This is a genomic window from Microbacterium hydrothermale (genome assembly GCF_004854025.1).
Lineage (GTDB): Bacteria > Actinomycetota > Actinomycetes > Actinomycetales > Microbacteriaceae > Microbacterium > Microbacterium hydrothermale.
Genome location: NZ_STGM01000002.1, coordinates 680551 through 693985 on the forward strand (window position 1 = coordinate 680551; position 13435 = coordinate 693985).

Annotated in this window: 15 protein-coding genes; 12 read left to right on the top strand and 3 right to left on the bottom strand. The window is 71.5% G+C overall.

The genetic code is table 11. From position 1 onward, the window contains the following. Both FB047_RS06805 and FB047_RS06810 read left to right on the top strand, forming a co-directional pair. Entirely contained in the window at nt 1-1056 is a 1056-nt protein-coding gene (locus tag FB047_RS06805; protein WP_136586415.1) for an ABC transporter permease, read from the top strand. Beyond that, on the top strand, nt 1053-2744 hold the full coding sequence (locus tag FB047_RS06810) for a dipeptide ABC transporter ATP-binding protein (protein ID WP_136586416.1): 1692 nt from the start codon (nt 1053-1055) through the stop codon (nt 2742-2744). The genes FB047_RS06805 and FB047_RS06810 overlap by 4 nt, the downstream gene beginning before the upstream one ends. A 29-nt stretch (nt 2745-2773) precedes the next feature. Here the strand turns inward: FB047_RS06810 and FB047_RS06815 are convergent, their stop codons facing one another. Both FB047_RS06815 and FB047_RS06820 read right to left on the bottom strand, forming a co-directional pair. Then, the gene (locus tag FB047_RS06815) at nt 2774-3898 is read right to left on the bottom strand and encodes a hypothetical protein (RefSeq protein WP_136586417.1); all 1125 of its coding nucleotides are present in this window, start codon (nt 3896-3898) and stop codon (nt 2774-2776) included. 66 nt (nt 3899-3964) lie between these two features. Then, nucleotides 3965-5146, bottom strand: coding sequence for a hypothetical protein (locus FB047_RS06820; RefSeq protein ID WP_136586418.1), 1182 nt, complete (start codon nt 5144-5146; stop codon nt 3965-3967). A 189-nt stretch (nt 5147-5335) separates the two neighbouring features. Between FB047_RS06820 and rpsF the strand changes: the two genes are divergently transcribed. The 10 genes from rpsF to FB047_RS06870 all read left to right on the top strand — a co-directional run bounded on the left by rpsF (nt 5336) and on the right by FB047_RS06870 (nt 13071). After that, complete coding sequence (gene rpsF / locus FB047_RS06825; RefSeq protein ID WP_058622540.1) at nt 5336-5728, top strand: 30S ribosomal protein S6; 393 nt, start codon at nt 5336-5338, stop codon at nt 5726-5728. A 5-nt stretch (nt 5729-5733) separates the two neighbouring features. Next, nucleotides 5734-6252 (top strand): single-stranded DNA-binding protein, encoded by a 519-nt coding sequence (locus FB047_RS06830; RefSeq protein WP_076673071.1) that lies wholly within the window; start codon nt 5734-5736, stop codon nt 6250-6252. Nucleotides 6253-6356: 104 nt separating this feature from the next. Then, nucleotides 6357-6611: a 30S ribosomal protein S18 gene (gene rpsR / locus FB047_RS06835; RefSeq protein WP_013584646.1), complete on the top strand. Its 255-nt coding sequence runs from the start codon at nt 6357-6359 to the stop codon at nt 6609-6611. 10 nt (nt 6612-6621) lie between these two features. Next, a complete protein-coding gene (gene rplI, locus FB047_RS06840; protein ID WP_136586419.1) occupies nt 6622-7074 on the top strand; it encodes a 50S ribosomal protein L9 in 453 nt (150 codons plus the stop codon). Nucleotides 7075-7293: 219 nt separating this feature from the next. Further along, on the top strand, nt 7294-8673 hold the full coding sequence (locus FB047_RS06845) for an adenosylhomocysteinase (RefSeq protein ID WP_205822708.1): 1380 nt from the start codon (nt 7294-7296) through the stop codon (nt 8671-8673). After that, complete coding sequence (locus FB047_RS06850) at nt 8670-9959, top strand: amidohydrolase family protein (RefSeq protein WP_136586420.1); 1290 nt, start codon at nt 8670-8672, stop codon at nt 9957-9959. The genes FB047_RS06845 and FB047_RS06850 overlap by 4 nt, the downstream gene beginning before the upstream one ends. Next, a complete protein-coding gene (locus tag FB047_RS06855) occupies nt 9956-10399 on the top strand; it encodes a cupin domain-containing protein (RefSeq protein WP_136586421.1) in 444 nt (147 codons plus the stop codon). Before FB047_RS06850 ends, FB047_RS06855 begins: the two co-directional genes overlap by 4 nt. Nucleotides 10400-10592: 193 nt before the next feature. After that, a complete protein-coding gene (locus FB047_RS06860) occupies nt 10593-11459 on the top strand; it encodes an ABC transporter substrate-binding protein (RefSeq protein ID WP_240752656.1) in 867 nt (288 codons plus the stop codon). A 5-nt stretch (nt 11460-11464) separates the two neighbouring features. Next, nucleotides 11465-12331 (top strand): amino acid ABC transporter permease, encoded by an 867-nt coding sequence (locus FB047_RS06865; RefSeq protein ID WP_136586423.1) that lies wholly within the window; start codon nt 11465-11467, stop codon nt 12329-12331. After that, nucleotides 12328-13071, top strand: a complete 744-nt coding sequence (locus FB047_RS06870; RefSeq protein ID WP_136586424.1) for an amino acid ABC transporter ATP-binding protein — start codon at nt 12328-12330, stop codon at nt 13069-13071. The genes FB047_RS06865 and FB047_RS06870 overlap by 4 nt, the downstream gene beginning before the upstream one ends. 186 nt (nt 13072-13257) lie before the next feature. Here the strand turns inward: FB047_RS06870 and FB047_RS17435 are convergent, their stop codons facing one another. Next, on the bottom strand, nt 13258-13401 hold the full coding sequence (locus tag FB047_RS17435) for an LPXTG cell wall anchor domain-containing protein (protein ID WP_240752661.1): 144 nt from the start codon (nt 13399-13401) through the stop codon (nt 13258-13260). Between the last annotated feature and the right edge of the window lie 34 nt (nt 13402-13435).

Sequence of the window (13435 nt, forward strand, 5' to 3'; positions counted from 1 at the left end):
ATGTCGGATGCCACGACGCCCACCGCCCTGACCGAGCGCAAGGTCCCGCTGCGCGATCGCCTGCCGGTCGTCTCGCACCTGCGCCGCAGCGTCGGCCTGCAGCGCGGGATGCTCGTGCTGGGCCTGGTCATCACGACGGTGTTCGTGATCATCGCGGTCTTCGCCCCGCTGCTCGCGCCCTACGGCTTCGCGCAGCAAGAGGCCGACGGAGTGAAGTTCGGGACGCAGCAGGCGCCCGACGCCCTGAACCTGCTCGGCACGACCGTCGGCGGGTACGACGTGCTCTCGCGCGTGATCTGGGGAGCGCAGACGGCGCTGCTGGTGATCGTGTGCGCGATCGCGTTCTCGATCTTCCTCGGCATCTTCCTCGGTCTGGTCGGCGGCTACTTCGGCGGCTGGCTCGACCGCATCCTCGTGGTGCTGTGCGACGCGATCTACGCCTTCCCCTCGCTGCTGCTCGCGATCGTCATGTCGATCGCGATCACGCGGGGGCAGTCGACCCTGTGGGGCGGCATCCTCGCCACCGCGATCTCGATCACCGTGGTGTTCGTGCCGCAGTACTTCCGCGTCATCCGCGCCGAGGTGGTGCGCGTCAAGGCCGAGCCGTTCGTCGAATCGGCCCGCGTGATCGGCGTGCCGACCGGGCGCATCCTGCTGCGCCACGTGCTGCGCAACTCGACGCGCTCGCTGCCCGTCGTGGTGACGCTCAACGCCTCCGAGGCGCTGCTGACCCTCGCGGGGCTCGGCTTCCTCGGCTTCGGCATCGAGGCCACCGCCGCCGCCGAGTGGGGTTACGACCTCAACCGCTCGGTCAGCGACGTCACGAGCGGCATCTGGTGGACGGCCATCCCGCCCGGGATCGCGATCGTCCTCGCCGTGCTGGGCATCACGCTCGTCGGCGAGAGCCTGAACGACCTCAGCGACCCGCGCCTGCGCACGCGCCGCCGCGCCGGTCGCGCCCCCGCCCCGGTCACGGCCGTCGACCCCTCCGCGGCTCCCGCCGACGCGTCGACCACCGCGACCCCGGGCCACACGACCGACGGGACCCCCTCATGACCGGCACCGCGGCATCCGTCGCCCGTATCGACGACCTGCGCGTCACCTTCGCCACCGACGGCGCCCCCGTCGCCGCCATTAACGGCATCTCGCTCGACGCGCGCGCCGGAGAGGTGCTCGCGATCGTCGGCGAATCGGGCTCGGGCAAGACCGTCACCGCGAACACGCTGCTCGGGCTGCTCCCCGAGACCGCGACCCTGTCGGGCGCCGTGATCGTGCGCGGCCGCGACGGCGGCGAGACCGACATCGTGCACGCCACCGGCGCGCAGCTGCGCGAGATGCGCGGCCGCGACGCGGCGATGGTGTTCCAGGAGCCGTCGACCGCGCTGAACCCCGTCTACACCGTGGGGTGGCAGATCGCCGAGGGCCTGCGCGCGCACGAGAAGCTCTCGAAGTCCGAGGCGAAGGCGAAGGCGGTCGACATCCTGCGCCGAGTCGGCATCCCCGACCCCGAGAAGCGCGTCGACGACTACCCGCACCAGTTCTCGGGCGGTCAGAAGCAGCGCGTCGTGATCGCGATGGCCCTGGTGCTGGATGCCGGCCTGATCATCGCCGACGAGCCCACCACCGCTCTCGACGTGACCGTGCAGGCCGAGATCCTCGACCTGCTGCGCACGTGCCGCGACGAGTTCGGGGCGACGATCGTGCTCATCACCCACAACATGGGCGTCGTCGCCGACCTCGCCGACCGCGTGATCGTGATGTACCGCGGCGACATCGTCGAGCAGGCGCCGGTGCGCGAGCTGTTCGCCGCACCGCAGCAGGACTACACCCGCGAGCTGCTCGCCGCCGTGCCGCACGTCGGCCGCGGCAAGAGCGCGCGGCAGTCGCTCGACACCCCCGCACCGACCTCTCCGCCCGAGGGCAGTCTCGTCGTGGCCGAGAAGGTCGAGATCGGCTATCCCGGGCGTTTCGGCTCCGCGGGGGTCGTCGCCGTGAAGGGCGTCGACTTCTGGATCGGCCCCGGCGAAGTGCTGGGCCTGGTGGGGGAGTCGGGGTCGGGCAAGACCACGATCGGTCGCGCCATGGTGGGCCTGACCTCGGTGGTGGGCGGATCGCTCAAGGTGCTCGGCACCGAGATGCGCGGCGCCAAGCCCCGCCACCTGGCCCGGACGCGCCCCGACATCGGTTTCGTCTTCCAAGACCCGGCGACGAGCTTCAACCCGCTGCTGACGATCGCGGAGTGCATCGCCGAGCCGCTCATCGTGCACAAGCGCGCCTCCGGAGCCCGCGCGGCGCGGCAGCGGGTGAACGAGCTGCTCGACGCGGTGCAGCTGCCGCAGACGTTCGGAGACCGCTACCCGCACGAGCTCTCAGGCGGTCAGCGTCAGCGCGCGTCGCTCGCGCGCGCCCTCGCGCTGGACCCGAAGCTGCTCATCGCCGACGAGCCGACCTCGGCGCTCGACGTGTCGGTGCAGGCGCGCGTGCTCCAGCTGTTCGCGCAGCTGCAGGCCGAGTTCGGCTTCGCCTGCCTGTTCATCAGCCACGACCTCGCCGTCGTCGACGAGGTCGCCGACCGCGTCGTGGTGCTGCGTCAGGGGGTCATCCGGGAGCAGGGGACGACGGTGCAGGTGCTCACCGAGCCGCGCGACGACTACACCCGGCGGCTGCTCGCGTCGCTGCCCGTGCCCGACCCGGTCGAGCAGGAGGCGCGCCGCGAGCTCTGGCGCACCACGCGCGGGGCCTGAGGCGCGACCGGACGCGGGGTCGCCGTGCGTCAGCGCACGAAGATGTCGGTCACGACCGTCAGCAGCCACCACGCGATCGCGAGGACGGCGATCACGCCGCCGACCCACGAGAACCCGCGGCGCAGGCGTCGTCCCTCGCGCGCGACCCCGACCGGCGGGGGAGTGAGCAGGGCCGACGCCTCTCCGGGGATCCCGGATGCCGCCGCCCCGGCCGTGGGCGCTGCCGACGGCGTCTCGGCGGCCAGGCGTTCGTCGCGCCAGCGCGCCCACTGGGCGAGCTTGTCGTCGATCGCCGCCACCGTGGCGAACAGCCACCGCCACGTCGCCGGATCGAGGGTCGACAGGTCGCGACGCGCGTAGAGGAAGAGCCAGTCGTCGATGATCTCGACGTCGAGGGCGGCGGCGTTGTCGATGAAGCGCGCCATGACGTCGGGCGTGAACAGGTACAGCGCATCGCGTTCGTAGCCCTCGGGGCAGTACAGGGCGAAGTGCCGGTCGAAGTCGCCCTCGAGGCTCAAGCGCTGGCCGCGCCCGAAGGTGACCGGCAGATTCGACGCGCCGAACAGACCGTTGTTGCCGACGGCATCCAGAACCATGTGGGGGAGCGGAGTGTCGAGGCGGACGGCGACGTAGCCCCAACGGTGCGTCTGCTTGTTCTTGCCCGATCCGGTCTCGTACCGGTAGTTGCCCACCTCGACGAACCGGGGGTTCTGCGCCCGCACGAGGTCGCGTGACTCGCGGTCGTGGCCGAGGTCGAAGATCATGCCCGGAAGGGCGGGGTTGTCGATCCCCGGATGCCAGGTCATCCCGTTCGCGCGCGCGAAGCGGTCGAGGCGGTAGCGGCGCTCGGCCGCGCCCCCGAACGCCCGCACGACGGCGCCGACGATGAACGAGGCGACGATGAGGAAGAAGACGACGAACAGCAGCGGGAGCGGTCCCGAACTCCCTCTCGAGAACATCGAGGAGGCGACGGTGGCGAAGACGGGCACCGCGATGAACAGGAACGCCGCGCCGACGAGGGCGAAGACGATGATCGGCACGAGAGTGCCGCTCAGCTTGCCCTCTCGCCGCAGCTGCGCGGAGAAGGCTTGCGCCGCCTTGCGGTCCACCGGCGCGGTCAGCGGTGTCGGATCGAACGTCGTGGCGTCTGTCATGTCGCACCCCCGAGTCAGACCCTAACGCGGGGCCGGGGCTCCCTTCAGGAATCCCGGCGGTCGTGCTCAGCGCGCGAACAGCAGGAGGAAGGGGACGAGCAGCGCGAGCAGTCCGAGAGCGAAGGTCCCCCCGACGATCGAGAGGACGATCACCCACGGGCTCCGCCGCTGAAGGCGTCGACCGCGAGGTGCGACGCCCGGAGGAGGAGAGGTCGCCGCCGCAGGGAGGGGGATCGCGGATGCCGCGGGCTCGGGCGACGGGCGGAGGGCGGCCCCGGGTGCCGGGGCGGGGTCGCTTCCCGAGGCGGAGCCGGGGAGCGCGGCGGTCTCGGCCGCGAGGCGATCGTCGCGCCAGCGACCCCACTGCTCGAGCTTGTCGAGCAGCGCGGAGATGGCCGAGAACACCCACGCCCAGCGCGCGGGGTCGAGCGTCGACAGCTCGGTGGGGGAGAAGAGGAACAGCCAGTCGTCGACGATCTCGACCTCGAGCGTGGCGGCGTTGTCGATGAAGCGCGCCATGACGTCGGGGGTGAACAGGTACAGCGCGTCCCGCTCGTAGCCGGTCGGGCAGTAGAGGCGGAAATACCGGTCGAAGTCGCCCTCCAGGCTCAGGTGCTGCCCCTTCTGCCACAGCCCCAGCCGCACGCCGTTGCCCATGGCGTCGAGAACGATGTGCGGCAGGGGGACGTCGAGCCGCACGGCGACGTAGCCCCACCGCGACGTGGTCGTGTTCTTGCCGTTGCTCACGGTGTACGAGTGATTCCCCACCTCGACGAACCGGGGATGCGACGACCGGAGCAGGTCGTAGGCGGTGCGGTCGCCGCCGATCTGGAAGATCGCCCCCGGGAGGGCGGGGGCGGGCAGCGCCGGGACGTACTCCATCCCCACGTCGCGGGCGAAGCCAGCGAGACGCCAGCGTCGGTCCTCCTGCATACGCAGGCCGTGCCGGACGGCGAACAGGGCGGCGACGAGAGCACCGAGTCCCAGCACGATCGGCAGCGCGAAGATCAGTCCGAGCACGATCGCGCCGTCGCCGATCACCGAGCGGAAGATGGCCAGCAGCACGAACAGTGCCACCCCGATGCCGCCGACGAGGGCGAACGCGACGACGTAGGCCACGATCGCGACCGCGGTGTTCGCCGCCGGCAGGCGCCCCTCGCTGCGAAGGCGCGCGGTGAAGGCGCGGGCCGCGGCGCGATCGCCGGGCATGGTCAGCGCTCGCGCGTCGAACGGTCGGATCCCCGTCATCCCGGCCCCCTGCCGTCGTCGGTGCTTCCCAGGCTATCGATCCCGATTCCCCGGGGGAGGCGGCATCCGTTAGACTACGAAGGTTGTCCGGCTACGCCCATGCGCGTGTGAGTCCGCGACGACGTGCAACACACCCTCCTGCTGCCGGGAAATGCCCGTCAGCCGTTCTAGTCCGAAGGAGGTGGGTTAGTGACGCACCAGTACGAACTCATGGTCATCTTCGATCCCGAGGTCGACGAGCGCCAGGTCGCTCCGAAGCTCGACGGATTCCTCAAGGTCATCACGGCCGATGGAGGAACCATCGACAAGATCGACATCTGGGGCCGCCGTCGTCTCGCCTACGAGATCCGCAAGAAGAACGAGGGCATCTACGCCGTCGTCAACTTCGTCGCGACCAGCGAGGCCACGAACGAGCTCGACCGTCAGCTGAAGCTGAACGAGCAGATCATGCGCACCAAGGTCCTGCGCGCCGAAGAAGCGATCGCTCAGGTCGCCGCCGAGGCCAAGCGCTCCGAGGAGAAGGCCGCCCGCAAGGCCGCCGCTCCCCGCAAGGTCGAGTCCGCCGAGAAGGCTGCGAAGTAACGACGATGGCCGGCGAAACCGTCATCACCGTCGTGGGTAACCTCACGGCCGACCCCGAGCTGCGCTACACGCAGAACGGGCTCCCGGTCGCGAACTTCACCATCGCGTCGACCCCCCGCACGTTCGACCGTCAGGCGAACGAGTGGAAGGACGGCGAGGCGCTCTTCCTGCGCGCCTCGGTGTGGCGCGAATTCGCCGAGCACGTCGCCGGTTCGCTGACCAAGGGAAGCCGTGTCATCGCGACCGGTCGCCTGAAGCAGCGTTCCTACCAGGACCGCGAGGGCAACAACCGCACCTCCATCGAACTCGAAGTCGATGAGATCGGCCCCTCGCTCCGCTACGCGACCGCTCAGGTCACCCGTGCCGCCGGTGGCGGCGGGGGCGGCGGAGGCGGCCAGCGCGCGCAGGTGCAGCAGTCGAACGACGAGCCGTGGTCGACCCCCGGTTCGAACAACGGCGGCGGCAACAGCGGCGCTGACGCGTGGAGCACTCCCGGTTCCTACGGCGACGACACCCCGTTCTGATCTTCGCCGCGCTCTCTCGAGCACGACGACCCCCTGAAATTCCGGATGCCGCATCCCGGTCCGCGTGACCGCCTCGGCATCCGAACCACACGAAAGAAGGAAGCATGGCTGGAAAGGCCACTGGCGACCGCCGCAAGCCGCGGAAGGGCGCGAAGAACGCAGCCCCCGCGAAGGCGATCCGCGTCGGCGTCATCGACTACAAGGACGTCGCAACCCTCCGCAAGTTCATCTCGGAGCGCGGCAAGATCCGCGCCCGTCGTATCACCGGTGTCTCCGTGCAGGAGCAGCGCCTGATCGCCCGCGCCATCAAGAACGCGCGCGAGATGGCTCTCCTGCCCTACGCCGGCGCCGGCCGCTAAGGAGCACCCGATGGCAAAGCTGATTCTCACGAATGAGGTCACCGGGCTCGGTAGCGCCGGTGATGTTGTCGAGGTCAAGAACGGGTACGCCCGTAACTACCTCATCCCGCAGGGCTTCGCCGTGGCCTGGAGCCGCGGTGGCGAGAAGCAGGTCGCTTCGATCCGCGCCGCCCGCGAGACCCGCGCGATCCACGACCACGAAGAGGCCGTGTCGCTGAAGAACTCGCTCGAGTCGAACACCGTCAAGCTGGCCGTCAAGGCCGGCAACGAGGGTCGCCTCTTCGGTTCGGTCAAGCCCGCCGACGTCGCCGACGCCGTCAAGGCTGCCGGCCTGGGCGAGCTCGACAAGCGCAAGATCCAGATCACCTCCTCGATCAAGTCGGTCGGCGAGCACGAGGCGACCGTTCGCCTGCGTGACGACGTCACCGCCGTGATCACCCTCCAGGTGGTCGCCGCGAAGTAATTCGCGACGCACGAAAAGGCCCCGCTCCTGCTTCGGCAGGGCGGGGCCTTTTCGTTTTCGTCTCGGGGGGCGGGGCGGATTCTCGCGGTCGGGGTGCGAATCGTTCGCCCCAGAGGGCGAAATGCGCCCCCGAGCCGGGCCGCGGGGGCGTTGAGCCTCACGGCGCCGGAGGGCCCCCGCCGCACGGCCGCCCGCACCCGCGACCCTAGGCTGAACCCCGTGACCGACCCTCGCGCACCCGAGCGCATCGTCCGGCGCTTCGCGCGCGCGTCCAACCTCATGCTCGCCGGCCGCCCCTTCGCCGTGCGGGGCGCCGACGCGTCGGGCCTGCACGACCTGCTCGTGCGGCTGGGCGGCATCCCGAGTCCCGAACCGACTCCCGGGCGGGTGGAGTTCGATCTGGATGCCGACACGGTGCGCCTCGATGGTGCGCCGCTGCCCGAGCGCGGCGATGCCGCCGGCCGCATCTCCTTCGCTCGCGCGCACATGCCCGTCTCGGCCGCGATGGCCGAACGCCTCGACTTGACCGGGCTGCGCGTGGGGGTGGCGATGGTGCTCGAGCCCAAGACCGCGGTGCTGTCGCTGCTGCTGCGCGAGCGGGGGGCCGAAGTGTCGGTGTACGCGCATCCCGACGAGACCGATCCGGCGGTGGCCGATGCGCTGCGGGCGCAGGGTTTCGCGGTCACGGCCGATCCGGCGCTGAGCGGCGCGGAGGAGCTCGCCGCCGCCCGTGCCTTCCTGCGCGCGGGTCTCGACGTGCTGCTCGACGACGGTGCCCACCTCATCCGTCTCGCCCACGACGACGACCCGTCCCTGGTCGCGGGCTGGATCGGCGCGTGCGAAGAGACGACGAGCGGGCTCACCCCGCTGCGGCGGATGCAGGATGCCGGCATCCTGCGCACCGCGGTCATGGCGGTCAACGACGCCCGCACGAAGACGATGTTCGACAACCGCTACGGCACGGGCCAGTCGTGCGTGTTCGCGATCGCCGACCTGCTCGAGGAGCGGGGGATCGCGCTCACCGATCAGCCCGCGCTCGTCCTGGGGTACGGTCCCGTCGGACGCGGCGTCGCGGCGCACCTGCGCGCGCTCGGCGCCGCGGTGCGCGTGGCCGAGACCGACCCCGTGCGCGCGCTCGAGGCGCGGCACGACGGCTTCCCCACGGGACCGGCGCACGAGCTCGCCGCCGGGGCGCTCGTCGTCTCGGCGACCGGCGTACCCGGCACCGTGACCGCGGACCTCTCCGCGGTCGCACGGGTCGTCGCCGTAGCCGGGGGCGTGCCCGGCGAGGTCGCGGCCGACGGCGTCGACGCCGGCGCCGAAGTGCTCGGCGGGGGAGGAGCCGTGAACATCACCGCGGCCGAGGGCAACCCGATCGAGATCATGGACCTGTCGTTCGCCGTGCAGCTCGCCGCCCTCGGCGAGCTGTTGCGCCGTCGCCCGGGGCCCGGAGTGCACGCCCTGGGACCCGAGGTCGACGACCTCGTCGCGCGCGAGGCGCTCCGCGTGCGCGGCGCCGAGATCGACCCCCCACGGCCCCTCGACCCCGAAGGCCTCGACGACTGGCGCTCGCCGCGCTTCGCCGGGGGTGCGCGATGAGGGTGTATTCGGCATCCCTCGTCCTTCCGATCACGGCGCCGCCCATTCCGGGTGGGGCGATCGCGGTGGCGGGAGGGCGCATCCGGCATGTCGGCGATCGCGAGTGGGTCGTGCACGAGCTGCGGGCGCGGGGAGTCGCCTTCGACGAGGTGCACTGGCCGGGCGTGCTCGCCCCGGGCCTGGTCAACGCGCACTCGCACCTGCAGTACACGGGCATGGCCGAGGTGGGTCGCGGGTCGTACGCGGGCTTCGACGACTGGGACGATGCGTTCACCCCGGTGTACCGCGCGGGTCACGACTGGGCTCAGGATGCCGCCGCGGGCGCGCGCGAGATGATCGCGGCAGGCACGACCGCCGTCGCCGACATCGTCACCGACGTCGAAGCCGCCTCGGCGCTGCACGACGCGCGGCTGCACGGCATCACCTACTGGGAGGTGATGAGCTGGACCAACGCCGCGTGGGCCGAACGCGGGCGCGCCGAGGTGGAGGCCCGTCTCGACGCGCTGCCGTCTCCGCCCGGCACCGGGCTGTCTCCGCACGCTCCGTACTCGCTCGACGTCGAGCCGCTGCTCGAGATCCCCGACATCGTGCGCGAGCGGGGCAGCCGCCTGCACCTGCACCTGGGTGAGGCGGCGTTCGAGCGCGAGCACGGCGAGGCCGTGCCGTGGCAGAAGCAGCGTCCCGCGAGCTTCCGCGCCCTGCGCGACGAGGGGTTCGGCACCGGGGCGACCGAGTTCGTCGACGAGCTCGGCGTGCTCGGCCCCGACTGCCACATCGCGCACGGCGTGTACATGACGGCGCGCGACCGGGCGATCCTGCGCGCCCGCGGCACGACCGTGGCCCTGTGCCCGCGCTCGAACGCCGTGATCGGACTCGACGAGCCACCGGTGGCGGCCTACCTCGTCGAGGGCAATGCGCTCGCCGTGGGCACCGACTCGCTGGCATCCAGTCCCTCCCTCGACCTGCTCGCCGACGTCGCCGAACTGCACCGGCTCGCGCGGGCCCAGGGCTACGTCAATCGCGACCTGCCCGAGCTGCTGCTGCGCGCGGCGACCCTCGGCGGGGCGCACGCGATGGGCCTCGACACCGGCCCCGCCCGCACGGGCTACCTGGCGGTGGGCGCCGTGGCGGATCTGGCGTTCTTCGACATCCCGGTGTCGGAGGTGGATGCCACGATCGAACACCTCGTGGTGGCCGGGGCGGGAAGCGCGGCCGCGACGTTCATCGGCGGCGAGGCGCGCTCCGCCTCGCCCGCCTTCACCCGTGAGACAGGAGTGCGCGCATGACCGATCCAGCCGACACCGACCGCCCGCAGACCGCCCGGCTGCTCGACCTCGAACCGCACCCCGAGGGCGGGTGGTTCCGCCGCATGTGGACGGGGTCGTACGCCGTCGACACTCCCGCGGGTCAGCGTCCCGCGGCGACCTGCATCCACTACCTGCTGCGGCCCGACGAGCGCAGCGCATGGCACGTCGTCACGAGCGACGAGGTGTGGCTGTGGCACGGTCCCGGTGCGCTCGAGCTGTCGCTCGGCGGAGCGGGCGCCGAGCCGGGCGAGGCGCAGACGATCACGCTCGGCCCCGACCTGGCGGCGGGACACGTGCTGCAGCACACCGTTCCGGCGGGCGTGTGGCAGGCGGCCCGGCCCGCGGGCGACGCCGAGGTCGTGGTGAGCTGCCTCGTGTCGCCGGGGTTCAGCTTCGACGACTGGCGCCTGGCCGAGTAGGGGGCGCATCGGCAGGATGCCGTGACCCGGGCCCGCCGCCACGCACCCTGCGCGACGGGTCGCAGCCCCACCGCGCCTGCGGCACCCCGTGTCGCCAGGTTTCACCCGCGACCTTCCCGGAAACACACCGCCGGTACGCTGTGCACATCACAGCACTCCGGGGATGACCCCGATACGTCCACGAGGAGACATCGTGACCGCTTTCGCACGCCTGCGCCGCGCCGCCGCCCTGACCGCCCTGGCTGCCGCCACGGTCGCGACGCTGACCGCCTGCGCCTTCGCCCCGACCGGCTCCGACGCCGGTGCAGCGCCCGCCTCCGAGGGCGCCCTGCAGACCGTCACGGCCGGCAAGCTCACCATCGCCACGGGCGAGCCCGCCTTCTCGCCGTGGGTCGAAGACGACGACCCCGCCTCGGGCAAGGGCTTCGAGGCCGCGGTCGCCGACGCCGTCGCGACCAAGCTCGGCTTCTCGAAGGAGAACGTCGTGTGGGTGCGCAGCACCTTCGACAGCGCGATCGCGCCCGGCACCAAGGACTGGGACCTCAACCTGCAGCAGTTCTCGATCACCGAGGAGCGCAAGCAGGCCGTCGACTTCTCGTCGCCGTACTACACGACCACGCAGGCCGTCGTCTCGACCGGTTCGTCGCCCGCCGCGTCGGCGACCACCGTGGCCGAGCTGAAGAACCTGCCCGTCGGCGTCATGAGCGCGACCACCAGCTATCAGGTCGCCGCCGACCAGCTCGGCACCGGCAACCTCAGCGTCTACAACTCCAACGACGACGCCGTCGCCGCCCTGCAGTCCGGCCAGGTCGACGCGATCGTGGTCGACCTGCCCACCGCGTTCTACCTCGCCGGTGCCGTTCTCGACGACGGCAAGGTCGTCGGTCAGCTGCCCGACTCCTCGGCCGGCGGTGACGAGCTCGCGTTCGTGCTGCCCAAGGGCTCGCCGCTCACCGCGCCCGTCTCCGACGCGGTCGACGCCCTGCGCGCCGACGGCACACTCGACGAGCTGCAGCAGACCTGGCTCGGGGGCACCGACGCGGCTCCCGTGCTGAAGTAAGCCCCGTGGCATCCGCCCCCTCCGAGGCCGTGTGGCGGCCGAGCGAGCTCGAGCTCGGTCGGCGCGCCACACGGCGTCGGCAGTCGACGAAATCGGTGCTGATCGCGCTGGTCAGCTCGATCGTGTTCGTCGTCGTCGTGGGCTGGGCGATCCTGTCGAGCCCGGGGTGGGAAGACGTGCGCCGCGCGTTCTTCGACCCCGAGATCGCGCTCGCGAGCTTCCCGTCGATCCTCGCGGGGCTGTGGGTCAACATCCAGGTGCTGTTCGTCGCGGCGATCGCCGTCGCGATCCTCGGCACGACGCTCGCGGTGCTGCGCTCGCTGCGGGGGCCGGTGTTCTTCCCCCTGCGCGCGCTCGCGACGATCTACACCGACCTGTTCCGCGGCATCCCGCTGCTGATCGTGCTGTACCTGGTGGGCTTCGGGCTTCCCGCGCTCGGCGTCTTCGGGCGCGTGCCGGTGGTGCTGTGGGGCACGATCGCGATCGTGCTGACGTACTCGGCGTACATCGCCGAGGTGCTGCGCGCGGGCATGGAGGCCGTGCACCCCTCGCAGCGCGTCGCGGCCCGCTCTCTCGGCCTGAGTCACGCGCAGACGCTGCGGATCGTCGTGATCCCGCAGGGCGTGCGCAAGGTCGTGCCGGCGCTCATGAACGACTTCGTGTCGCTGCAGAAAGACGTGGGGCTCATCTCGGTGCTCGGAGCGGTGGATGCCGTCCGCGCGGCCCAGATCGCCTCGGCTCAGGCGTACAACTTCACGCCGTACATCGTCGCGGCGCTGCTGTTCGTGGCGATGGCGCTGCCGATGATCCGCCTCACCGACTACGTCTCGGCGCGACTGGCGAAGCGCGAGCAGATGGGCGGAACCGTATGACCGTGCTCGACGTCCGCAGCGTCCGCAAGGCGTTCGGCGACCATGTGGTGCTCGACGGCATCGACCTGGAGCTCGCGCAGCACGAGGTGGTCGTGCTCATCGGCGCCTCGGGGTCGGGGAAGTCGACGCTGCTGCGCACCATCAACCTCATCGAGCGCGTCGACGACGGGCAGATCCTGCTCAACGGCGACGACCTCACCGACCCGACCATCGACCCCGACGCCGCTCGCGCGCGGATCGGCGTCGTGTTCCAGCACTTCAACCTCTTTCCGCACCTGCGCGTGATCGACAACGTCACGCTCGCCGCACGCAAAGTGCACGGGATGCCGAAGACCGAGGCCTACGCCCGCGGAACCGAACTGCTCGAACAGCTGGGTCTGGGCGCCAAAGCCCGCGAGTTCCCCGACCGTCTCTCGGGCGGGCAGCAGCAGCGCGTCGCGATCGTGCGCGCCGTGATGACCAATCCCGAGCTCCTGCTGCTCGACGAGATCACCTCGGCCCTCGACCCGCAGCTGGTCGGCGAGGTGCTCGACCTCGTGCGGGTGCTGCGCGACCGCGGTTCGACCATGCTCATGGCCACGCACGAGATGTCGTTCGCGCGCGAGGTGGCCGACCGCATCGTGTTCATGCAGGGCGGCCGCATCGTCGAGCAGGGCACGCCCGCGCAGATCTTCGACGACCCGCAGCGTCCCGAGACGATCGCGTTCCTCGAGCGCGAGCGTCGCGGCGGCGCGCTGTAGCCCGACACCCCCGGCGGTGGGGGCCCTGAGCCCGTCGAGGGCCCTGAGCCTGTCGAAGGGTCTGAGCCTGTCGAGGGGTCCGGGGTGCCCGGTCTCGCCCCGTCGCGGGCGCGCCACGACACCGGATGCCACGACAGCTCGTCGGCATCCGGTGTCGTTCCGCTGAGGGTCAGTGCCCTCCGCGGCTCACGAGAGCGAGCGGCGGCGGCGCAGCAGCAGGCCTCCCATCAGCAGTGCGAGCAGGCCGGCGACACCGAGCCCGAGGGCCGTGGAGCCGTCGGTTCCGGTGACCGCGAGCGTCTTCGCCGCGCTCGTCGAGAGCGGCGTCACCGCGCTCGCCGAGGCGACCGAGCCGACGACGGGG

Coding starts and splice junctions, on each gene's coding strand:
- rplI (WP_136586419.1), top strand. CDS start 6,622: ATGGCAAAGCTGATTCTCACGAATGAGGTCACCGGGCTCGGTAGCGCC.
- FB047_RS06830 (WP_076673071.1), top strand. CDS start 5,734: ATGGCCGGCGAAACCGTCATCACCGTCGTGGGTAACCTCACGGCCGAC.
- FB047_RS06820 (WP_136586418.1), bottom strand. CDS start 5,146: ATGACGGGGATCCGACCGTTCGACGCGCGAGCGCTGACCATGCCCGGC.
- FB047_RS06810 (WP_136586416.1), top strand. CDS start 1,053: ATGACCGGCACCGCGGCATCCGTCGCCCGTATCGACGACCTGCGCGTC.
- FB047_RS06855 (WP_136586421.1), top strand. CDS start 9,956: ATGACCGATCCAGCCGACACCGACCGCCCGCAGACCGCCCGGCTGCTC.
- FB047_RS06850 (WP_136586420.1), top strand. CDS start 8,670: ATGAGGGTGTATTCGGCATCCCTCGTCCTTCCGATCACGGCGCCGCCC.
- rpsR (WP_013584646.1), top strand. CDS start 6,357: ATGGCTGGAAAGGCCACTGGCGACCGCCGCAAGCCGCGGAAGGGCGCG.
- FB047_RS06815 (WP_136586417.1), bottom strand. CDS start 3,898: ATGACAGACGCCACGACGTTCGATCCGACACCGCTGACCGCGCCGGTG.
- FB047_RS06870 (WP_136586424.1), top strand. CDS start 12,328: ATGACCGTGCTCGACGTCCGCAGCGTCCGCAAGGCGTTCGGCGACCAT.
- FB047_RS06805 (WP_136586415.1), top strand. CDS start 1: ATGTCGGATGCCACGACGCCCACCGCCCTGACCGAGCGCAAGGTCCCG.